The sequence below is a fragment of the Rahnella sp. NRRL B-41462 genome (assembly GCF_003263525.1).
Taxonomy (GTDB): Bacteria; Pseudomonadota; Gammaproteobacteria; order Enterobacterales; family Enterobacteriaceae; genus Rahnella; species Rahnella aceris.
In genome coordinates, this window is the sequence record NZ_JYDF01000005.1 from 39,022 (window position 1) to 60,210 (window position 21,189).

Annotated in this window: 16 protein-coding genes, 1 tRNA gene and 1 other RNA gene; 10 read left to right on the forward strand and 8 right to left on the reverse strand. The window is 49.7% G+C overall.

Annotated elements, in window-relative coordinates; translation table 11 throughout:
• Positions 1-121 precede the first annotated feature (121 nt).
• On the reverse strand, positions 122-1,168 hold the full coding sequence (locus tag UC14_RS01590; RefSeq protein ID WP_037035279.1) for a 3-deoxy-7-phosphoheptulonate synthase: 1,047 nt from the start codon (positions 1,166-1,168) through the stop codon (positions 122-124).
• 129 nt (positions 1,169-1,297) lie between these two features.
• A complete protein-coding gene (locus UC14_RS01595; protein WP_013576108.1) occupies positions 1,298-2,119 on the reverse strand; it encodes a pyruvate, water dikinase regulatory protein in 822 nt (273 codons plus the stop codon).
• A 508-nt stretch (positions 2,120-2,627) separates the two neighbouring features.
• Here UC14_RS01595 and ppsA point away from each other — a divergent pair.
• The gene (ppsA, locus tag UC14_RS01600) at positions 2,628-5,003 is read left to right on the forward strand and encodes a phosphoenolpyruvate synthase (RefSeq protein WP_112152175.1); all 2,376 of its coding nucleotides are present in this window, start codon (positions 2,628-2,630) and stop codon (positions 5,001-5,003) included.
• A 137-nt stretch (positions 5,004-5,140) separates the two neighbouring features.
• On the opposite strand, the gene rprA is transcribed toward ppsA, so the two are convergent.
• Together rprA and ydiK are read right to left on the reverse strand one after the other, a co-directional pair.
• An RNA gene (gene rprA, locus UC14_RS01605) (antisense sRNA RprA) lies at positions 5,141-5,251 on the reverse strand.
• 187 nt (positions 5,252-5,438) lie between these two features.
• A complete protein-coding gene (gene ydiK / locus UC14_RS01610) occupies positions 5,439-6,536 on the reverse strand; it encodes an AI-2E family transporter YdiK (protein WP_013576106.1) in 1,098 nt (365 codons plus the stop codon).
• Between the two features lie 327 nt (positions 6,537-6,863).
• Here ydiK and UC14_RS01620 point away from each other — a divergent pair, with 327 nt between their 5' ends.
• Entirely contained in the window at positions 6,864-9,920 is a 3,057-nt protein-coding gene (locus UC14_RS01620; RefSeq protein ID WP_013576104.1) for an FAD-binding and (Fe-S)-binding domain-containing protein, read from the forward strand.
• Between the two features lie 15 nt (positions 9,921-9,935).
• The gene (locus UC14_RS01625; RefSeq protein WP_013576103.1) at positions 9,936-10,355 is read left to right on the forward strand and encodes a hotdog fold thioesterase; all 420 of its coding nucleotides are present in this window, start codon (positions 9,936-9,938) and stop codon (positions 10,353-10,355) included.
• Between the two features lie 116 nt (positions 10,356-10,471).
• On the opposite strand, the gene UC14_RS01630 is transcribed toward UC14_RS01625, so the two are convergent.
• Positions 10,472-10,876: a hypothetical protein gene (locus UC14_RS01630; protein WP_013576102.1), complete on the reverse strand. Its 405-nt coding sequence runs from the start codon at positions 10,874-10,876 to the stop codon at positions 10,472-10,474.
• 456 nt (positions 10,877-11,332) lie between these two features.
• Here UC14_RS01630 and sufA point away from each other — a divergent pair, with 456 nt between their 5' ends.
• The 7 genes from sufA to UC14_RS01665 all read left to right on the forward strand — a co-directional run bounded on the left by sufA (position 11,333) and on the right by UC14_RS01665 (position 18,357).
• Positions 11,333-11,704 (forward strand): Fe-S cluster assembly scaffold SufA, encoded by a 372-nt coding sequence (gene sufA / locus UC14_RS01635; protein WP_013576101.1) that lies wholly within the window; start codon positions 11,333-11,335, stop codon positions 11,702-11,704.
• A 46-nt stretch (positions 11,705-11,750) separates the two neighbouring features.
• Positions 11,751-13,274 (forward strand): Fe-S cluster assembly protein SufB, encoded by a 1,524-nt coding sequence (gene sufB, locus UC14_RS01640; RefSeq protein ID WP_013576100.1) that lies wholly within the window; start codon positions 11,751-11,753, stop codon positions 13,272-13,274.
• Positions 13,275-13,397: 123 nt separating this feature from the next.
• Positions 13,398-14,144, forward strand: a complete 747-nt coding sequence (sufC, locus tag UC14_RS01645) for a Fe-S cluster assembly ATPase SufC (protein WP_013576099.1) — start codon at positions 13,398-13,400, stop codon at positions 14,142-14,144.
• Positions 14,119-15,420 (forward strand): Fe-S cluster assembly protein SufD, encoded by a 1,302-nt coding sequence (gene sufD, locus UC14_RS01650; protein WP_013576098.1) that lies wholly within the window; start codon positions 14,119-14,121, stop codon positions 15,418-15,420. The genes sufC and sufD overlap by 26 nt, the downstream gene beginning before the upstream one ends.
• Positions 15,420-16,640 carry a cysteine desulfurase SufS gene (gene sufS, locus UC14_RS01655; protein ID WP_112197126.1) on the forward strand — a complete coding sequence of 407 codons (1,221 nt, stop codon included), beginning with the start codon at positions 15,420-15,422 and terminating at the stop codon, positions 16,638-16,640. Before sufD ends, sufS begins: the two co-directional genes overlap by 1 nt.
• A 28-nt stretch (positions 16,641-16,668) precedes the next feature.
• The gene (gene sufE / locus UC14_RS01660) at positions 16,669-17,082 is read left to right on the forward strand and encodes a cysteine desulfuration protein SufE (protein ID WP_112152177.1); all 414 of its coding nucleotides are present in this window, start codon (positions 16,669-16,671) and stop codon (positions 17,080-17,082) included.
• Between the two features lie 261 nt (positions 17,083-17,343).
• Positions 17,344-18,357 carry a L,D-transpeptidase family protein gene (locus tag UC14_RS01665; protein ID WP_013576095.1) on the forward strand — a complete coding sequence of 338 codons (1,014 nt, stop codon included), beginning with the start codon at positions 17,344-17,346 and terminating at the stop codon, positions 18,355-18,357.
• Between the two features lie 214 nt (positions 18,358-18,571).
• On the opposite strand, the gene UC14_RS01670 is transcribed toward UC14_RS01665, so the two are convergent.
• The 3 genes from UC14_RS01670 to UC14_RS01680 form a co-directional block, all read right to left on the reverse strand.
• Positions 18,572-18,808: a major outer membrane lipoprotein gene (locus UC14_RS01670; RefSeq protein ID WP_013576093.1), complete on the reverse strand. Its 237-nt coding sequence runs from the start codon at positions 18,806-18,808 to the stop codon at positions 18,572-18,574.
• Between the two features lie 293 nt (positions 18,809-19,101).
• A complete protein-coding gene (gene pykF / locus UC14_RS01675; RefSeq protein ID WP_037035301.1) occupies positions 19,102-20,514 on the reverse strand; it encodes a pyruvate kinase PykF in 1,413 nt (470 codons plus the stop codon).
• Positions 20,515-21,061: 547 nt separating this feature from the next.
• Positions 21,062-21,138, reverse strand: a tRNA-Val gene (locus UC14_RS01680).
• Between the last annotated feature and the right edge of the window lie 51 nt (positions 21,139-21,189).

Consider the following 21,189-nt stretch of genomic DNA (forward strand, 5'->3'; position numbering starts at 1 on the left):
GAAGCCGGAGGGGATGCGCGGAGAAGCATCAGAACAGACAGAGGGTTACACGCCCTCAGGCCTGCTACTGACACAAAAAAGGGCAACCAAAGTTGCCCTTAAGAAGGTTACAGCAAAGTGATCAGAACCGGCTGTTTGTTGCCTGCGCAAGCATTGAGAGTAATGTCTCGGTGTCTTCCCAACTCAGACATGGGTCGGTAATCGATTTGCCGTAAATCAGAGGTTTGCCGGGAACGATGGGCTGTGTGCCTTCAACCAGGAAACTTTCCGCCATGATGCCCGCAATGGCAGTTGAACCGCTGATGATTTGCTGGCAAATATCTTCTGCTACCTCAAGCTGACGACGGTGCTGTTTCTGGCAGTTGCCATGACTGAAATCGACCACCAGCCGCTGCGGCAAATCGAATTCCGCCAGATTCAGGCAGGCTTGTTCGAGGTCATCCGCATGATAATTCGGTTTTTTACCTCCACGCATAATCACATGGCCGTAAGGGTTGCCGGCGGTACGGTAAATGGTCATCTGACCCTTTTTGTCCGGTGACAGGAACATATGACTGGTGCGCGACGAACGGATAGCATCGATGGCGATGCGGGTATTTCCGTCAGTGCCATTTTTAAAACCAACAGGGCAGGAAAGTGCCGAGGCCATTTCGCGGTGGATCTGACTTTCGGTGGTGCGAGCGCCGATGGCACCCCAGCTGATCAAGTCGGCAATATATTGTCCGATCACCATATCAAGGAATTCGGTCGCTGTCGGGATGCCTAGTTGGTTGACGGTCAGTAATACCTTACGTGCCAGCTCAATACCGTCATTCACACGGCAGGAACCGTTCAGTTCAGGGTCTGAAATCAGGCCTTTCCAGCCGACAACGGTACGTGGCTTTTCAAAGTACGTACGCATGACGATTTCCAGGCGATCCTGATACTTTTCACGCAATACGCTGAGCTTGCCCGCGTAATCAATAGCCGCTTCTATATCGTGGATTGAGCAGGGGCCAACAACGACCAGCAACCGCTGATCTTCACCGCTGATAATCTTTTCAATTCGTTTACGTGATTCCATCACGTGTTGTGCGACCGACGGGGAAATTGGCAGTTTGTCTGCCAGTGCCTGAGGCGTAATCAGGCTGTCGATGCGCGTCGTACGCAGTTCATCTGTTTGTGACATCGTGTTCTCGAAAAATTTGTTTCTTCGCTGCGGCAGGAATACCGGGAAGTGATGCCGATCACAATAACGCAAAACCCGATGAATTCAACCATTGGCGGCAGGATATGCCATCTACATCAGTAAAAGGATTCAGAACATCCGGCGACTCATGCCGAAGCTGTCCATGATCTTCGCCGAAATCTCCTCAACAGAATAATTTGTACTGTTGAGGTAACGGATCTGATTTTTGCGGAATAAGGCTTCTACCTCAGAGACTTCCATCCGGCACTGGCGCAAAGATGCATAGCGGCTGTTTTCAACGCGTTCCTGGCGAATTGCCGTCAGTCGTTCCGGGTCAATCGTCAGGCCAAATAGCTTATGCATATGCGGTTTTAACGCGGCAGGTAACTGGATATTGTCCATATCGTCGGCGGTAAATGGGTAGTTAGCCGCGCGGATACCAAACTGTAATGCCAGATAAAGGCTGGTCGGCGTTTTACCGCAACGCGAGACCCCCAGTAAAATCACCTGCGCCTGATCGAGGTTGCGCAGGGAAATCCCGTCGTCGTGGGCCAGCGTGTAATCAATCGCGGCAATGCGCGCATCGTATTTGCTGATGTTGCTGGCTGTCAGGCCATGCGTCCGGTTGGCAATTGGGGTAGGATCTACGCCCAGCTCATTCTGTAAGGGGGCGACCAGCGACTGAACAATATCCTGACAGAAGCCCTCACTGTTTTTAATGATGTCGCGGATGTTGGGTGAAATGATGGAATAAAACACCAGTGGGCGGGCACCGGTTTTCTCAAAAATTTCATTAATTTGCCGGCAGACAGCTTTGGCGCGCTCTTCACTTTCAACAAAGGGGAGTGAATAGGTTGTGGCATTTACCGGAAATTGTGAAAGCACAGCATGGCCTAAAACTTCTGCTGTAATCGCGGTACCGTCCGAAATGTAAAACACGCATCTGTCCACAAACTGCTCCTGAGTTATCGCACTTCATTTATCTTCAACTTATCGCTTATTTAGTAATAACCAGAATTTCAGGAAATAAAAAGCGTATTCGTTCCAGCCAGCAATGTTCTGCTCATTGCTGCGAGACAGTGCGCAAAATGACTGTAATAAATGAAATGGTATTTTAAATTTTCCACGATTTCTCGCAGCTTTTTGATTTGCTTCAGCAGAGCTTCAGCAGCTCTGTTAGCATTAATTTAGTTTCGAAACTAAAGGCAACTTCTCCATGATTCATAAGGAATATTGTTGATTTCCATCGCGTGAGTAATTTTGCTGCTGTGGAATTTTCCTAAACAAAAATAGTTTGATTTGCTGGATCGATTCACCTGTCCATCTCTTATGGATCATTATGCTAATCTCAAAATGACAGCGTTGTTAAATGACAGAAAAAGCGTCGCTGACAATGACTAGACAACCGGTTTGCACGCCTACTGACTTTTACTGTAAATAAATAAGAAAGGATTGTTTCATGGCTCATCTCGATCCCGATTTACGCAATGTTATCTGGTACAACCAACTGGGTATGAAGGACGTTGATAAAGTCGGGGGCAAGAACGCATCCCTCGGGGAAATGATCACCAATTTGTCTGATCTGGGTGTTTCAGTTCCAAATGGTTTTGCAACGACTTCTCAGGCATTCAATGATTTTCTCGATCAGAGCGGTGTCAACCACCGTATTCATGAGTTGCTGGATAAAACGGATGTTGACGATATCGGGCAATTAACTCAGGCGGGCATGCAAATCCGCGAGTGGATCATTGAGACGCCATTCCAGCCTGAACTTGAGAAATCCATCCGCGAGGCCTATCAGCAGCTTTCCGACGGTGAGCCTGATGCGTCATTCGCTGTGCGTTCTTCCGCAACTGCCGAAGACATGCCGGACGCATCATTTGCCGGACAGCAGGAAACCTTCCTGAATGTTCAGGGATTTGATGCTGTACTGACCGCCGTGAAACATGTTTACGCTTCCTTATTTAATGACCGTGCCATTTCTTATCGTGTGCATCAGGGCTACGACCATCGTGGCGTGGCGCTGTCTGCTGGTGTGCAGCGCATGGTGCGTTCTGATCTCGCTTCTGCAGGCGTGATGTTCACCATTGATACCGAGTCGGGTTTTGATCAGGTGGTCTTTATCACCTCGGCTTATGGTCTGGGTGAAATGGTCGTTCAGGGTGCGGTTAACCCTGATGAGTTTTACGTACATAAACCTACGCTGGAAAAGAATAAGCCTTCTATTGTCCGCCGTACGATGGGCTCGAAGAAAATTCGCATGGTATATGCTCCGAGCCAGGAACATGGCAAACAGGTTCAGATTGAAGATGTGCCGGCTGAACAGAGCACGCGTTTCTCCCTGACGGACGACGAAGTGCAGGCACTGGCACGTCAGGCATTATTGATTGAAAAACACTATGGTCGTCCGATGGATATCGAATGGGCGAAAGACGGACATAACGGCAACCTTTATATCGTGCAGGCACGTCCGGAGACAGTTCGTTCAAACGGTCAGGTGATGGAACGCTATCAGCTAAATGGCAGCAGTAAAGTGTTGGTTGAAGGCCGCGCTATCGGCCATCGCATTGGGGCCGGACCGGTAAAAATCATTCATAATATCAGCGAAATGCACCACGTTAAGGCAGGTGATATTCTGGTAACTGACATGACGGACCCTGACTGGGAGCCGATCATGAAAAAGGCATCGGCGATTGTCACCAACCGCGGCGGGCGTACCTGTCACGCAGCCATCATTGCGCGTGAATTGGGTATTCCTGCGGTAGTCGGTTGTGGTGATGCCACTGAAAAACTGACAGAAAACCAGAAAGTGACGGTTTCCTGTTCTGAAGGCGATACCGGTTACGTCTATCAGGATGAGCTGGACTTCACCGTGCAGAGCTCTGAAATTGATGAGCTGCCAAAATTACCGCTGAAGATCATGATGAATATCGGTAACCCTGACCGCGCATTCGACTTTGCCTGTCTGCCGAATGAAGGTGTCGGGCTGGCGCGTTTAGAATTCATTATTAACCGTATGATTGGTGTTCATCCCAAAGCATTACTGGAGTTTGATCAGCAGCCGGCGGAGTTGCAGGAAACCATCAATAAGATGATCCAGGGCTATGACAGCCCGCGTGAATATTATGTGGCACGTCTGACGGAAGGGATCGCGACGCTCGGCGCTGCATTCTGGCCGAAACGGGTGATTGTGCGTTTGTCCGATTTTAAATCGAATGAATACGCCAATCTGGTCGGCGGCGAAAAATACGAGCCTCACGAAGAAAACCCGATGCTGGGCTTCCGTGGTGCGGGTCGTTATGTCTCTGACAGCTTCCGGGATTGTTTCGCGCTGGAATGTGAGGCCATGAAGCGCGTGCGCAATGATATGGGGCTGACTAACGTTGAAGTGATGATCCCGTTTGTTCGTACCGTGGCACAGGCTGAAGCTGTCGTTAAAGAGCTGGCGAGTCAGGGGCTGAAACGGGGCGAAAATGGCCTGAAAGTGATTATGATGTGTGAAATACCGTCAAATGCATTGCTTGCAGATCAGTTCCTTGAGCACTTCGACGGATTCTCTATTGGGTCTAATGACATGACGCAGCTTGCGCTGGGGCTGGATCGTGATTCCGGCGTGGTTTCTGAACTCTTTGATGAACGAAACGAAGCCGTTAAAGCCCTTTTGTCGATGGCAATCAAAGCCGCTAAGAAGCAGGGGAAATATGTCGGTATTTGCGGGCAGGGGCCATCAGATCATCAGGACTTCGCGCAATGGCTGATGGAAGAAGGAATCGACAGTTTGTCACTCAACCCGGATACCGTTGTCCAGACCTGGTTAGCGTTAGCTGAAAAGTAAATAAATGACTAATGACTGACGCTAAGGCTGTCACTTTCGGGTGGCGGCCTTTTTCTTTTTTACCGGGATGGAAGTTAAGGGAATAAAAATAACGGTTAGCGGGTTACGGAATAAATAGAACGGTGAGGAAAAGAAATAAAAAAAAAAGCCCGTCATAGCAGACAGGCAAAGACTACACACAGCAATTTGGGATATACCAGCTCAGGGGGAAGCTTGTATATAAATCAGTGGGTTGAAATCCGAACTGTTAATAATACTAAGTTTCTCAAGGTATTTAGTCTGTAAGAATTCTCCTAATAGATATTATTCTCATGCTAATTGATGAGAAGAAGTGTTTTTAGTGTGAGTCATTCAGGAAGGAAGCAGGAATAAAAAAAGCGCTGCCCGGTTGAATTATCAGGGGCAGCGCCGGTGGTCAGTTAAAACGCAACGAAATTATTCATCCAGCGCTTTTAGTGCTTCTTCAGGTTCCATGTCAGGCTCAGGAGCCTCATTGACCCAAAGCGAAATCAGGCGATATGAGACGGCCAGCACGACCGGTCCGATAAACAGGCCAATCATGCCAAAAGCAAATAAACCACCAATAACACCGGACAAGATAAGCAGCATCGGTAAATCCGCACCCATGCGGATCAGAACCGGGCGAAGCACGTTATCCAGGGAACCAACCACGCAACTCCATACCAGCAGAACGGTGCCCCAGGTATTGTCGCCGGACCAGTACAGCCAGATGATGGCCGGTATCAGAACCAGTAACGGACCGATTTGCGCGACGCAGCACACGAACATCACGACGGTCAGCACGGTGGCATAAGGAATGCCAGCGATGGCCAGTCCGATCCCACCCAGAACTGACTGAACAATGGCGGTAACAACGACACCTAACGCCACGGCACGGATTGCCTGACCGGCAAGAATAACGGCTGCATCACCACGTTCTGCTGCCAGTCGCACCGCGAAATGGCGGATACCCATGGCAACATTTTCTCCACGGCTATAAAGCAGGGCACTGAACAATAACATCAGCGCACAGTGGACAATGAAACGGCCCAGATGACCTGCCTGCGTCACAAACCAGGCTGCTGTTTGTCCGACGTAGGGCTGCACTTTGCTCATCAGCGCGTTCCCGCCGCCATTGATCAGGGCATGCCAGCCGTTGTAAAGCTTATTACCCACCAGCGGGATCGCGTTCAGCCACTGAAAATCAGGCATATGTAACGATGAAGGATGGCTCGCAATTTCGACCAGCGGCGCACCATTTTCCACGGCGCTGCTGACCAGCAAGGCGATAGGCAAGACGAATAATAAGATCAACAACAGCGTCATGATAATGACGGCCAGAAAACGGCGTCCCCAGAGAAGGCGCTGGAGCTTGATCATTAATGGCCATGTGGCAATGACTACCATCCCGGCCCAGACAAACCCGAGAATAAAGGGCTGTACAATCCAGATGCTGGCAACGGTCATCAGGGCAATAAATAGCACCCCAAACATAATCTGGGGCAAGTCATAACGTTTAATTGGGAGATTCATTCATGTTTCTCAATGTGATAAACGAAGTAAGGCACAAACCCTGTGCCTCCAAACACTATATTCATAAACAGGGGGCTAAAAATAAGCATGGAACATACGACGGCTTTTGGATAGCCCGCCACATAATTAGTTGCAAGGCGTTGTTGCCGTACGTGCTTTTTGCGGTACGTCATGAAACATCTGCAACAAAGGTGAACCAGACGGAGCGCTTAAAAACGAAGTATGTTAGTTTTTATTCTGGATAAAGAACAGGGTGGATCTGCCCGGCAGATCCGGCAGGTCGCCTCGGGCCCGCCAGGCATACAACAAAGACAGAGTCATAATTCAATGATCCCACAGATTTCTCAGGCACCGGGTGTCATCCAGCTGGTGCTCGATTTTTTGGAAGCATTAAAAAGCAACGGTTTTACGGGTGATGTCACAACAACTTATGCCGACAGGCTGACGATGGCGACGGACAACAGCGTCTATCAGTTGCTGCCGGATGCGGTCTTATTCCCCATCGCAACGTCAGACGTTGCATTGATTGCCCGCCTTGCGGGGCAGGAACGTTTTAAAACACTCGTGTTTACTCCGCGCGGTGGCGGTACCGGTACCAACGGTCAGTCACTGAACCGCGGCATTGTGGTTGATATGTCCCGTCATATGAACCGCATTCTGGATATCAACGTGGAACAAGGGTGGGTCAAGGTCGAAGCCGGGGTGATCAAAGATCAGCTCAATGATTATCTGCGCCCGTTTGGCTTTTTCTTCTCTCCCGAGTTATCAACCAGTAACCGTGCGACGCTGGGGGGCATGATTAACACCGATGCCTCCGGTCAGGGCTCGCTGGTTTATGGCAAAACGTCTGACCACGTTCTCGGTGTCCGTGCGATTGTTCTCGGTGGCGACATGCTGGATACCACCGCTATTCCGACGGCGCTGGCCGATAAGCTGGGTGAAGAGGATTCGGTCATTGGACGGATTTACCGCACCGTGCTGGACAGTTGTCGTGATAACCGCGCGCTGGTGATTGAAAAATTCCCGAAACTTAATCGTTTCCTCACAGGTTACGACCTGCGCCATGTGCTGAGTGACGATCTGCAAACCTTCAACCTGACACGCATTCTGACCGGTTCAGAAGGCTCGCTGGCCTTTATCACCGAGGCGCGTCTGAATATCACGCCGATCCCCAAAGTGCGTCGTCTGGTCAATATCAAATACGACTCCTTTAATTCAGCGTTACGTAATGCGCCTTTTATGGTGGAGGCGAAGGCGCTATCGGTTGAAACCGTCGATTCCAAAGTACTGAATCTGGCGCGAGAAGACATTGTCTGGCACAGCGTTCGTGATTACATCACCGACGTTGAAGGCAAAGACATGCAGGGACTGAACATTGTTGAGTTCGCCGGAGATGATGCAGACCTGATTGAAACTCAGGTCAGTGCGTTGTGCGAACGCCTTGATAGCCTGATAAGTGATAAAGAAGGCGGTGTGATTGGCTACCAGATTTGCGCTGATCTGGCTGGTATCGAGCGTATTTATAATATGCGCAAGAAAGCCGTCGGTCTGCTGGGTAATGCCAAAGGGCAGGCTAAACCGTTGCCGTTTGCGGAGGACACCTGTGTGCCTCCCCAGCATCTGGCGGATTATATTGTCGAATTCCGTGCGCTGCTCGACAGTCATCATCTCAGTTATGGCATGTTCGGGCATGTCGATGCGGGTGTATTGCATGTGCGTCCCGCGCTGGACATGTGTGACCCGCAACAGGAGATATTGCTCAAACAAATCTCCGATGAAGTCGTAGCCCTGACCGCTAAATATGGTGGTTTGCTATGGGGAGAGCACGGAAAGGGTTTCCGTGCAGAATACAGCCCGGCATTCTTTGGCGAAGCGCTGTTCCATGAACTGCGCCGGATCAAAACCGTATTCGATCCGGATAACCGCCTGAATCCCGGTAAGATCTGCGCGCCGCTTGAGTGCGATGAACCGATGATGAAAGTCGATGCGCCAAAACGCGGAACCTTGGATCGCCGTATTCCGCTGGAAGTCCGTCAGTCATTCCGCGGTGCGATGGAATGTAACGGTAACGGCCTGTGCTTTAACTTTGATGTGAAAAGCCCGATGTGTCCGTCAATGAAAATTACCGGCAGCCGTATCCACTCGCCAAAAGGTCGCGCGGGTCTGGTTCGCGAATGGTTGCGTTTATTGTCAGAACAAGGTGTAGATCCGCTGGCGCTTGAGAATGCGCTGCCGGAGAAAGGCATGAGTTTCCGCAGCCTGATCGAACGTACGCGTAACACCTGGCATGCCAATAAAGGCGAATATGATTTCTCCCATGAAGTGAAAGAGGCAATGTCCGGCTGTCTGGCCTGCAAAGCCTGCTCGACGCAGTGCCCGATAAAAATTGATGTGCCGGGGTTCCGCTCACGTTTCCTGCAGCTTTATCACACGCGTTATCTGCGCCCGGCACGCGACCATTTTGTTGCGAGTGTTGAAAGCTATGCCCCCCTGATGGCCAAAGCCCCCAAGGTGTTCAACTTCTTCCTCAGGCAACCCTGGTTGCGCGAGATGAGCCGGAAAAATATCGGCATGGTTGATTTGCCTTTGCTGTCTTCTCCGACACTGCGCGAGCAGTTATCAGGGCATCGCGCCAGTAAGATGACGCTTGAACAACTGGAAGCCATTCCGCCTGCCCGGCGTGGTGAATACGTGCTGGTCGTACAGGATCCGTTTACCAGTTTTTATGATGCTCAGGTCGTTGCTGATTTTATCCGTCTGATTGAAAAACTGGGCCTTAAACCTGTTCTGTTGCCTTTCTCACCTAATGGCAAAGCGCAGCACATAAAAGGTTTCCTGACCCGCTTTGCCAAAACAGCGAAGAAAACGTCACTGTTCCTTAACCGTGTATCGCAATTGGGAATGCCGATGGTGGGGGTCGATCCTGCGCTGGTACTGTGTTATCGCGATGAATATAAAGAAATTCTCGGTGACACACGCGGATCGTTCCAGGTCCAGCTTGTGCATGAATGGCTTGACAGCTGGCTGGCTGAGCGTCCGGCACAACAACAAAGTGGCGAGTCCTGGTATCTGTTCGGACATTGTACGGAAAGCACCGCCTTGCCCAACAGCGGCAAACAGTGGGGCGACATCTTTGCCCGCTACGGTGCGAAGCTGGAAAACGTCAGTGTCGGGTGTTGCGGAATGGCAGGGACGTACGGTCATGAAACCAAGAATCTCGAAAACTCACTGGGAATTTATGAGCTTTCCTGGCATACCTCTTTGCAACGGTTGCCACGCCAGCGCTGTCTGGCAACCGGTTATTCCTGCCGCAGCCAGGTAAAACGAATCGAAGGAAACGGTGTTCGCCATCCGTTACAGGCACTGCTGGAAATCATCCCCTAACAATAAGGAAGTATTATGTCATTCTGGAAACGGAGTACCACGCTTGAAGCCCTGAATCAGCGCAGTCAAGGATGTATGGTGGGCCATGTGGGGATTGAGTTCACGCAGTTGGGTGAGGATTTCCTCGAAGCGACCATGCCGGTAGATGTACGCACAACACAGCCTTTTGGTTTACTGCACGGCGGCGCATCTGTTGTTCTGGCCGAAACGATGGGATCAATGGCGGGTTATTTATGCTGCGAAGGAAATCAAACTGTAGTGGGCGTGGAAATTAATGCCAGCCATATGCAGTCTGCACGGGAAGGGCATGTGCGCGGTGTTTGCCGCGCATTGCGCACCGGCCGCCGCAGTCAGGTGTGGCAGATTGAGATTTTTGATCAGAAAGGGAATCTGTGCTGCGTATCGCGGTTGACGACCATGGTAATCGAACATTAATACAGGCTGTTAATCAACACTGATCATACAGTCAGAAAGTGGACAGGCGGATGCATGATGAATGTGTCCGCTTTTTTATTTGACTTAGTAAAGGGAAGTAACCTGTTGAAAGCACATCAAAGCTGGAACGGAACGCGTTTGGCAAAGTCAGTTTGAAATGCCGTTGCTTTTTCCCAGATGCCCATCATGGCATAATACTGACAAATGAGTTTTAACGTGTGCCGTGCGAAATGGTAACTCTGAACACGGAAGAGTTCACACCGAACCACGCTGTTGATTTCCAGGATCAGGCGGTTATGTAATTTGCATAACGCATGAAGATAACTGTGATCATCCCCGTTTTGCAGGCACAGATTGGCCATATCCAGACAGATGCTGTTGAAGCGTTTGAGCTGGCAAAGATGCGCATCCGGGCGTCGTAAGGCGGCATCCGCCATATAAAAATCCACGGTGGCATCGCGGACACTCGATTTATATTCGTCGATCTTGCCTTGCAACCACGCATTTACCGATTGAGTCATTCTCAGTATTCCGGGTTATCTGAATGATAATCATTATCAAATAATGAACATCATATTGGCAAAAAATCGCCGGATCAACGTTTTCATCCGGTTTTTTTATTTTTGTGTAATTAAGCCAGTAAGCAAAAAGAGCTTTAATTCTTCAAATATGGCGAATTCATAAATAGGCATTTCCGATGAATGTTTTATAATAGACACAATGAAAGCTATTAAACCTTACATTTTATAAGGTTTATTTCAATTTTTAACAAAAAATTGACAATTTATTCAATCAGTTGATGGTCGCGGTGTTCAAGACCCGCCAGTGGCCAGATGTAAAGACGGTGCACATTGAGTGTCTTTCCTCGTGTGTAATCGCTATACCCTCTTAAAACAAGAGGTTGAAGTGATTAATGTTATCACTAGAATAGAGACAATAGGTCTTGTCTATGACCGTAAAATTATGAGGTAAGACAGATGCAAACTGAAACTGTCGGCTCTTTCTCTTTAGACGACAACGTATGGCAAGGCGTTAGCCTGACAGATTCTGCAGCGAAACAGATTAATACTCTGGTGGCTCAGGATCCCGAAGTCAAAGGTCTCCAGCTTTCCGTGAAACAATCGGGCTGTGCTGGCTTTGGCTACGTTTTGGATTTAACCAAACAACCGGCCAGCGATGACCTGGTGTTTGAACATGACGGCGCTTTGCTGTTTGTTCCGCTGAAGGCCATGCCTTTCATCGACGGAACCGAGGTAGATTTTGTCCGCGAAGGACTGAATCAGATATTTAAATTCAATAATCCTAAAGCTCAGCATGCCTGCGGGTGTGGCGAAAGTTTCGGTGTTTAAAACTTTCTGTTTCTAAGATTATTGTAAACAAAGCGATGTAACCAACATGTCACGAAGCAACGTAGAAATTCCAGATGATGTGCAGTCTTGGGTCGGCGAGGGGACGAATTACAAGGAAGGGTTCTTTACCCAGCTGGCAACCGATGAATTAGCATCAGGCATCAACGAAGATGTGGTGCGTGCGATTTCCGCTAAGCGCAACGAGCCTGAGTGGATGCTGGAGTTCCGTCTGCAGGCTTATCATGCCTGGTTGAAAATGGAAGAGCCACACTGGCTGAAGGCGTATTACACGCCTCTGGATTACCAGGATTACAGCTATTATTCCGCGCCATCTTGTGGCAGCTGCGATGATAGTTGTGGCTCACAACCGGGTGCGACGCAGCAATCGGGCGGCGAATCCCTCGGTGTTCCTGCGGGCGAAGCGAATAATTATCTGACCAGCGAAGTTGAAAAGGCTTTCGAACAGCTGGGCGTTCCGGTTCGTGAAGGCAAAGAAGTCGCCGTTGATGCGATTTTTGACTCCGTATCTGTCTCCACAACGTATCGCGATAAGCTGGCTGAATCGGGCGTCATTTTCTGCTCATTTGGTGAGGCAATTCATGAATACCCTGAGCTGGTGCGCAAATACCTGGGTACCGTCGTGCCTGCGCAGGATAACTTCTTTGCGGCGCTGAATGCGGCAGTGGCCTCGGATGGTACTTTTGTTTACGTGCCTAAAGGCGTGCGTTGTCCGATGGAACTGTCGACTTACTTCCGTATCAATGCAGCGAAAACCGGTCAATTCGAACGTACGATCCTGATTGCTGACGAAGGCAGTTATGTCAGTTACATCGAAGGCTGCTCCGCGCCGGTACGTGATACCTACCAGCTGCACGCAGCGGTGGTTGAAGTCATCCTGCACAAAGACGCGGAAGTGAAATATTCCACCGTGCAGAACTGGTTCTCCGGCAGCAAAGACAGCAGCGGCGGTATTCTGAACTTCGTGACTAAACGTGCATTGTGCGAAGGCGCTGGCTCGAAGATGTCCTGGACGCAGTCTGAAACCGGCTCAGCTATCACCTGGAAATACCCAAGCGTTATTCTTAAAGGTGATAACTCAATCGGTGAATTCTTCTCGGTTGCGCTGACCAGTGGTAAACAGCAGGCGGATACCGGTACCAAGATGATCCACATTGGTAAAAATACCAAGTCGACCATTATTTCCAAAGGGATTTCCGCCGGTCACAGCCAGAACAGCTATCGCGGTCTGGTGAAGATCCTGCCAAGTGCAGAAAATGCCCGTAACTTTACGCAGTGTGACTCCATGCTGATTGGCGCCGACAGTGCCGCGCATACGTTCCCGTATGTTGAAGTGCGCAATAATACGGCTCAGCTGGAACATGAAGCCACGACGTCAAAAATCGGCGATGACCAGCTGTTCTACTGTCTGCAACGTGGTATCAGCGAAGATGACGCTATTTCCATGATTGTGAATGGTTTCTGTAAAGATGTCTTTTCCGAGCTGCCGCTGGAGTTTGCTGTCGAAGCACAGAAACTGCTGGCGATCAGCCTTGAACACAGCGTCGGTTAATTCGCCGTACGTTTTCCCTGCCGTCGCAGCATGGTGTGATGTGTGCGACGTGCAGGTGTGAGTTCTCAAAGTCACAGCATAAAACAGAATTATGAGCGCCCAGGCGCAAACTCAAGGATACGTATGTTAAGCATTAAGAATTTGAAGGTCCGTGTCGAAGAAAAGGAAATTCTGAAAGGACTTGATCTGGAGATCAAACCGGGTGAAGTACACGCCATCATGGGCCCGAACGGCTCAGGTAAAAGTACGCTCTCCGCGACACTGGCTGGCCGTGAAGATTACGAAGTCACTGACGGTTCCGTCATCTTCAACGGTAAAGATTTGCTGGAACTCGCGCCGGAAGATCGTGCTGGCGAAGGCGTATTCATGGCTTTCCAGTATCCGGTAGAAATCCCTGGTGTGACCAACCATTTCTTCCTGCAAACAGCAGTGAATGCGGTGCGTAAATACCGCGGGCAGGAGCCGATGGATCGTTTTGACTTCGCAGATTTCATCGAAGAGAAAATCGCGATGCTCAAGATGCCTGCCGATTTGCTCACCCGTTCAGTGAATGTAGGTTTCTCCGGTGGCGAGAAAAAGCGTAACGACATTCTGCAAATGGCAGCGCTTGAACCAAACCTGTGCATCCTTGATGAAACCGACTCCGGTCTGGACATTGATGCGCTGAAGATTGTTTCTGATGGTGTCAACACACTGCGTGACGGCAAACGTTCATTCGTTATTGTCACCCACTACCAGCGTATCCTCGACTACATCAAGCCTGACTACGTGCACGTTCTGTATCAGGGCCGCATTGTTAAATCCGGCGATTTCACCTTGGTTAAACAGTTAGAGGAGCAAGGTTATGGCTGGCTTACCGACGAAGAGTAATGTCCCTGCGGCGGGCAGTTCGCACGCCATGCAGCAACTTTACCGTCTTTTTGAAAGCCGTGGCGGTGAGCAATCCCCCCACGCGCATGCTCACTGGCAACAGGTGCTGCGCCTCGGTTTTCCGCATGCCAAACTGGAAGACTGGAAATACACGCCGGTTTCTTCACTGCTGGGCAATCAGTTCTTTGCTCCTCAGCAGCAGGCGCTGACGGTTGAGAAAATCAAATCCCTTGCGCTGCCACTGGAGTGCTACCGTCTGGTTTTCGTGGATGGCCGTTTTGATGCGAGCCTGAGCGACAGCGATACCGGTGCGTTTGAAATCGAAAAACTGAGCCCTTCCGCGCAACAAACGTTACCGGATCCGATTCAGTCAGAGGTGTTTTTGCATCTGACTGAAAGTCTGGCGCAGGATTCTTTCTCTGTGCGTTTGCCTGTAGGCAAGCACGCTGAGAAACCGCTGTATCTGCTCCATCTGAGCAGTGGTCGTGACCAGTCGCGCGAAATGAATACCGTTCATCATCGTTATCACCTGGCGATTGAGAATGGTGCGAATGCAGAAGTTATCGAGCATTACCTGAGTCTGAACGACCAGGGACATTTCACCGGTGCACGTATGACGATAAATGTGGGCGATAATGCAGATTTCACGCATTACAAACTGGCCTTTGAAAGCCAGGCCAGTTTCCACTTCTCGCATAATGATCTGGTCATCGGGCGCGATGCACGTGTTTCCAGCCACAGTTTCCTGCTGGGTGCGGGCCTGACCCGAAATAACACCAGCGCGCAGCTTAACGGCGAAAACAGCAATCTGGATATCAACAGTCTGGTTCTGCCGGTTGATTCTGAGATTGCCGATACCCGGACGTATCTGGAACATAATAAAGGCTATTGCAACAGCAAACAGTTGCACAAAGTGATCGTGAACGATCGCGCTAAAGCGATTTTCAACGGCATGATTAAAGTGGCCCAGCACGCACTGAAAACTGATGGCAAAATGACCAACAACAACTTGTTGCTGGGCAAACACACTGAGGTTGATACCAAACCTCAGCTGGAAATTTATGCCGATGACGTTAAGTGCAGCCACGGTGCGACAGTGGGTCGTATCGACGACGAACAGCTTTTCTATCTGCGTACCCGTGGGATCAGCGGGCAGGATGCTCAGCAAATGATCATCTTCGCTTTTGCTGCCGAACTGACGGAAGCCATTAAGAATGAAACCCTGCGTGAAGTCGTCATTGCCCGTATTGCAGGCAGACTAAATCGAGGTAAGTAATGAGTTTTCCACTGGAAAGAGTACGTAGCGATTTCCCTGTGCTGAGCCGTGAAGTTAACGGCCAGCCGCTGGCCTACCTTGACAGCGCGGCCAGCGCGCAGAAACCGCATCAGGTTATTCAACGAGAAATGTCTTTCTTCGAACAAGGTTATGCTGCGGTTCACCGTGGTATTCACACCATGAGCGCGGAAGCGACTGAGCAGATGGAAAACGTCCGCACTCAGGCCGCCCATTTCATGAATGCCGCATCGGCGGAAGAAATCGTCTTCGTCAAAGGTTCCACGGAAGCCATTAACCTGGTCGCCAATACCTGGGGACGTGAGTTTTTACACGCCGGCGACCACATTATTCTGACTGAAATGGAACACCACGCGAACATCGTGCCATGGCAGATGCTGGCGAAAGAACGTGATCTTCATATCGATGTCTGGCACCTGACACCCGAAGGTGAGCTGGATTTGTCACAGCTTGAATCGCTGATCACGCCACGCACAAAATTACTGACGCTGGCGCATGTTTCCAATGTATTGGGCACTGTTAACCCGATCGAAAAAATCATCCCTCAGGCTAAGGCTGCTGGTCTGACCGTCCTGGTCGATGGCGCGCAGGCGGTCATGCATCATGCGGTTGACGTGCAGGCGCTGGGCTGTGATTTCTATGTCTGGTCCGGACATAAACTTTACGGGCCGACCGGTATTGGTATTCTGTACGGCCGCAAGGCGTTGCTGGATCAGATGCCTCCGTGGGAAGGTGGCGGCTCAATGATCAAACATGTCAGTCTGACCGAAGGCACGACATTCGCGGCGGCGCCGTGGCGGTTTGAAGCGGGCACACCTAACACCGGCGGAATTATGGGGCTGGGTGCGGCAATGGAATACGTGACTGAGCTGGGTCTGGAAAATATCCATGCTTATGAACAGGAACTGATGAGCTATGCGCTCAACGCGATGGCGCAGGTGCCTGATATTCAGATCTACGGCCCTGCCACCCGAGCTGGGGTTATTGCGTTCAATCTCGGCAAACACCATGCGTACGACGTAGGCAGTTTCCTTGACCAATACGGTATTGCCATCCGCACCGGTCACCACTGTGCGATGCCATTAATGTCCTTCTACGGTGTTCCGGCTATGTGCCGCGCGTCGCTTGCGATGTACAATACACGTGAAGAAGTCGACCGTTTGGTCGCTGGACTGCAACGTATTCACCGGTTGTTGGGTTAATCCTGACAGCCCAGATCAGGATGTCTTTATGGCTTTGCCAGATAGAAACAAGTTAGTCAGAAATTTTTCCCGATGCCCGAATTGGGAAGAAAAATATCTGTACGTGATTGAGCTGGGTGGCCAGTTACCGGCTTTACCGGAAGAACACCGTCAGGATCAAAACCTGATTTCCGGCTGCCAGAGTCAGGTATGGATTGTGATGCGCACTGATGAAAATGGTGCACTGACCTTCGAAGGTGACAGTGATGCAGCCATTGTTAAAGGTCTGGTCGCGATTGTCTTCAGCCTGTATCAGGGTTTAACGCCTCGTGATGTGGTGGAACTGGATGTACGTCCGTTTTTCACTGAACTTGAACTGAGTCAGCATCTGACACCTTCACGCTCGCAAGGGCTGGAAGCGATGATTCGCTCTATTCGCGCTAAAGCCGCAGAGTTGTCTTAATACCGCTCGCTGCTGTACTGCCTTGCTCATTAGGAATTATCTGCTAATGAGCAAGGCAGATGACTTCTTTCTCTGCGTATATCTCCTTTTACTCCTGATTTTTCAACCCACTATCCTCCTGCTTTTTATTCTGACTTCTGTAAGGTAACTTTCTGATTTACAGTGGTTTGATTGCCATGAAATTCTGTGCTGCTAATATTACCAGACAAGATAATTGTCTTGCCTCAGATTCGCTGAGCGCAGGCCGAAAAAGGACTGAGTATGAGACGCGCATTACCCCTTCTGGCAATGTTAGTTGGCACAATAATGGCAACGCATTCCATGACCGCAAGTGCAGCAGAATATCCATTGCCGCCGGATAATAGCCGCCTGATTGGCGAAAATACAACGTATGTTGTGCCCAACGACGGTAAGCCGCTGGAAGACGTGGCAGCCAAATACCAGATTGGCCTGATTGCGATGCTGGAAGCGAATCCGGGAACTGACCCTTATTTGCCAAAAGCCGGAACTGTGCTGACCATTCCTTCGCAGATGCTGTTACCGGATACCAAACGTGAAGGTATCGTAGTCAATCTGGCTGAAATGCGTCTTTACTACTATCCGAAAGGCGAGGACAAAGTCATTGTCTATCCGATTGGTATCGGCCAGTTAGGGCGTAACACACCGGAGATGGTGACATCAGTCAGCCAGAAGATCCCCAATCCTACCTGGACGCCCACTGCCAATATCCGTAAAGCTTATCTGAAAGAGGGGATCACATTGCCGGGCATGGTGCCAGCCGGGCCGGATAATCCGATGGGCTTGTTTGCGATGCGTCTGTCTGCAGGAACAGGACAGTATCTGATCCACGGCACCAATGCGAACTTCGGCATTGGTATGCGCGTGAGCTCCGGTTGTATCCGTCTGCGTCCCGACGATATCGAAGCGCTGTTTAACTCGGTGCCTAAAGGGACACGCGTACAAATCGTGAATCAGCCAATCAAGTTTGATATCGAACCGGACGGTAAACGCTATATCGAGGTGCATCAGCCGTTGTCTCACACGGAGAAAGATGACCCGCAGACCAAACCAATTCCTCTGACTGCAGCAATGAAGAAATTTATTAAGCATGATGAGACTAACGCTGAGATGGTAAAAGAAGCGATTAAACGTCGTGCGGGTATGCCGGTTGTTGTCAGCGTTGGCGATAAAGCGGGGGATACACCACCGGCTATCAATCAGCCGCAAACAGCGACTTCGGGCGAACCGGCAGTCAATACAGCCAGTACGCAGTAAACGTCGCAGAAACACATCAGAAACGATTTAAACTTCAGGGGCCATCATGGTCCCTTTTTTATGTCTGACATTCATGTGAGTGATTGAGGGCGTTTTAAATGGGGGATTTAGTGATGATTCAAAGACCTGAAGGCGAGGGAGAAAAAAAACATAATGAAATTGCAGGTAAAAAAAATGGCGCACTGAGTGCGCCATTGAACTAGAGAAGTAAATATTACTTCTTGTAAGCGTGAGCTTGGTTATCCAGACGTTGGTTAGCGCGAGCTGCATCGTCTTTAGCTGCTTGAACGTCAGAACGGATTGCGTTCACGTCGTTGCTCAGTTGGTCAACTTTAGAGTTCAGAGTAGAAACGTCTGAAGACAGTTGGTCGATTTTAGCATTGCTTGAACAACCAGCCAGCATAGTTGAAGCCAGGATTACAGCGCCCAGTACCAGTTTAGTGCGATTCATTATAAAACCCTCTAGATTAAGTTAATCTCCATGTAGCGTTACAAGTATTACACAAACTATTTTCTAATGAGAATAATTTTTTGCCGGTAGACGCTATATTTTGATCGTTCGCTCAAAGAAACATCTTTTTTTACGAAAAAGTTAAAAATTGCAGCGAAAACAGCCGTATTCCATGGGACTTATCCCAATTTTGCAGCTACTGCATTTAGCACTTTTTATGAAAGAAGATACTTTTTGAATAAATAAACGCCACATTTCGCGGCGTTCATTAATGCTCTTGGTCACGTTTTTAATTAAACAACATGCACCGATGAAGTATTGGTTGTACCGCTCTGTACCAGTGCGCCAGAAACCATCACTACGATATCACCTTTCTGTGCCAGACCGCTTTCAATCGCCGCTTCTTTACCGATACGGTAGAAGTCGTCAGTAGAAGCAATCTCTTTCACCAGTTGCGTCACCACACCTTTGGTCAGGATCAACTGACGTGCGGTGATTTCATTAGTGGTCAGGGCAAGGATAGTCGCATGCGGGAAGTATTTACGCACGGCTTTTGCTGATTTACCGCCGCTGGTGGCAACGACGATCAGTGGCGCGTCCAGTTTCTCTGCAGTTTCAACAGCACCACGACAAACCGCTTCTGTGATACGCAGCTTGCGGTTTTCGTTCTGGCCATCAATGCGGCTTTGCATTACGCGGTCAGTACGGTCACAGATGGTAGCCATGATAGTTACAGCTTCCAGCGGGTATTTACCTTTCGCACTTTCGCCAGACAGCATCACTGCGTCGGTACCGTCGATGATGGCGTTAGCGACGTCGCCAGCTTCTGCACGGGTAGGGCGTGGGTTTTTGATCATGGAATCGAGCATTTGCGTAGCGGTAATAACCACTTTGCGTGCACGGTTACATTTCTCAATCATCATCTTCTGCGCGAAGATAACTTCTTCAACCGGAATTTCAACACCCAGGTCACCACGGGCAACCATGATGCCGTCTGACGCTTCGAGGATTTCGTCGAAGTTATTCAGGCCTTCCTGGTTTTCGATTTTGGAGATGATCTGGATGTGTTCGCCACCGTGTGCTTTCAGGTGTTCACGGATTTCCAGAACGTCAGAACGTTTACGGATGAAAGAAGCCGCGACGAAGTCAACGCCTTGCTCGCAACCGAAGATCAGGTCACGTTTGTCTTTTTCAGCCAGTGCTGGCAGTGCGATAGAAACACCTGGCAGGTTAACGCCTTTGTTTTCGCCCAGGTCGCCGTTGTTCAGCACTTTACAGGTCACGTCGGTTTCGGTGACGTTGGTCACTTCCATACCAATCAGGCCGTCATCGACCAGAATGGTGTTGCCGATTTTCAAGTCAGCAGCAAAACCCTGATAGGTAACCGCAACACGTTCGGTGTTACCGATAACGCTTTGATCCGTGGTGAAAGTGTAAGTCTGACCCGCAACCAGAGAAGCGTCTTTGCCGCCTTCCAGTTTCATGGTGCGGATTTCAGGACCTTTGGTGTCCAGCAGAATTGCCGCTTTGTGACCGGTCTTCGCCATCACGTTGCGGATATTTTGAATGCGCTGACCGTGCTCTTCATAATCACCGTGAGAGAAGTTCAGACGCATAACGTTCATGCCTGCATCAAGCAGCTTGGTCAGCATTTCTTCGGATTCAGTTTTCGGTCCGATGGTACAAACAATTTTGGTCTTTTTCATGACGATTTTATCTACAAGTTGTGATGGATTGGAAAAGTGTTTGCCTGACAGCATCGCTGCCCGCGCGGAATTGAGGTGGTGCCTGATTGAAGCAAATCATTACTAAGCGTAGAAGACTGTGAAAGGAATGGTGTAGTAAGTTCAGCCAAAGCATAGCGATTTGTGCGATTTATCATCGCTACTGGAGTGGTGATGCTTTTGTAAGTGCGATATCGACAGATCAAGGGGCTGAAACCATTCAATCGAAGAGACGATGCGTATTATAGAGGGGAACAGGTTGGGAAACCAAATAAAAAACGTGATGCGGCGCAAGCTTAGGGCAGATTTTGGAACGTTGTTTTGAAATTATCCAATGCGGGCAGGGGTGAAAGCAGAAGTGATAACGGTTTGTTCACGCAAGTGTCAAAAATGATACATACGGGAAATAATCTTAAAAAATACAAACGGATGACTTAACGTAAATTTATCAGGGAAAATAAAAGCCAGCAGAGAGGTTCAGGTCGTTCCAGGGAGTTTGATGCACAAGGGAGAGTTCAGGAAGTTGCTTTGGTGCGTCCGAGTGGACTCGAACCACCGACCCCCACCATGTCAAGGTGGTGCTCTAACCAACTGAGCTACGGACGCATCGTTTTTCTTTTTCATCAGCCAGTGTTGGCGACGGGGACGAATATTAAC

Bases quoted from the DNA above. Each gene is read 5' to 3' on its own strand.
- UC14_RS01590 (WP_037035279.1), bottom strand. From the start codon at position 1,168: ATGTCACAAACAGATGAACTGCGTACGACGCGCATCGACAGCCTGATT.
- ppsA (WP_112152175.1), top strand. From the start codon at position 2,628: ATGGCTCATCTCGATCCCGATTTACGCAATGTTATCTGGTACAACCAA.
- ydiK (WP_013576106.1), bottom strand. From the start codon at position 6,536: ATGAATCTCCCAATTAAACGTTATGACTTGCCCCAGATTATGTTTGGG.
- UC14_RS01620 (WP_013576104.1), top strand. From the start codon at position 6,864: ATGATCCCACAGATTTCTCAGGCACCGGGTGTCATCCAGCTGGTGCTC.
- UC14_RS01625 (WP_013576103.1), top strand. From the start codon at position 9,936: ATGTCATTCTGGAAACGGAGTACCACGCTTGAAGCCCTGAATCAGCGC.
- UC14_RS01630 (WP_013576102.1), bottom strand. From the start codon at position 10,876: ATGACTCAATCGGTAAATGCGTGGTTGCAAGGCAAGATCGACGAATAT.
- sufA (WP_013576101.1), top strand. From the start codon at position 11,333: ATGCAAACTGAAACTGTCGGCTCTTTCTCTTTAGACGACAACGTATGG.
- sufB (WP_013576100.1), top strand. From the start codon at position 11,751: ATGTCACGAAGCAACGTAGAAATTCCAGATGATGTGCAGTCTTGGGTC.
- sufC (WP_013576099.1), top strand. From the start codon at position 13,398: ATGTTAAGCATTAAGAATTTGAAGGTCCGTGTCGAAGAAAAGGAAATT.
- sufD (WP_013576098.1), top strand. From the start codon at position 14,119: ATGGCTGGCTTACCGACGAAGAGTAATGTCCCTGCGGCGGGCAGTTCG.
- sufS (WP_112197126.1), top strand. From the start codon at position 15,420: ATGAGTTTTCCACTGGAAAGAGTACGTAGCGATTTCCCTGTGCTGAGC.
- sufE (WP_112152177.1), top strand. From the start codon at position 16,669: ATGGCTTTGCCAGATAGAAACAAGTTAGTCAGAAATTTTTCCCGATGC.
- UC14_RS01665 (WP_013576095.1), top strand. From the start codon at position 17,344: ATGAGACGCGCATTACCCCTTCTGGCAATGTTAGTTGGCACAATAATG.
- UC14_RS01670 (WP_013576093.1), bottom strand. From the start codon at position 18,808: ATGAATCGCACTAAACTGGTACTGGGCGCTGTAATCCTGGCTTCAACT.
- pykF (WP_037035301.1), bottom strand. From the start codon at position 20,514: ATGAAAAAGACCAAAATTGTTTGTACCATCGGACCGAAAACTGAATCC.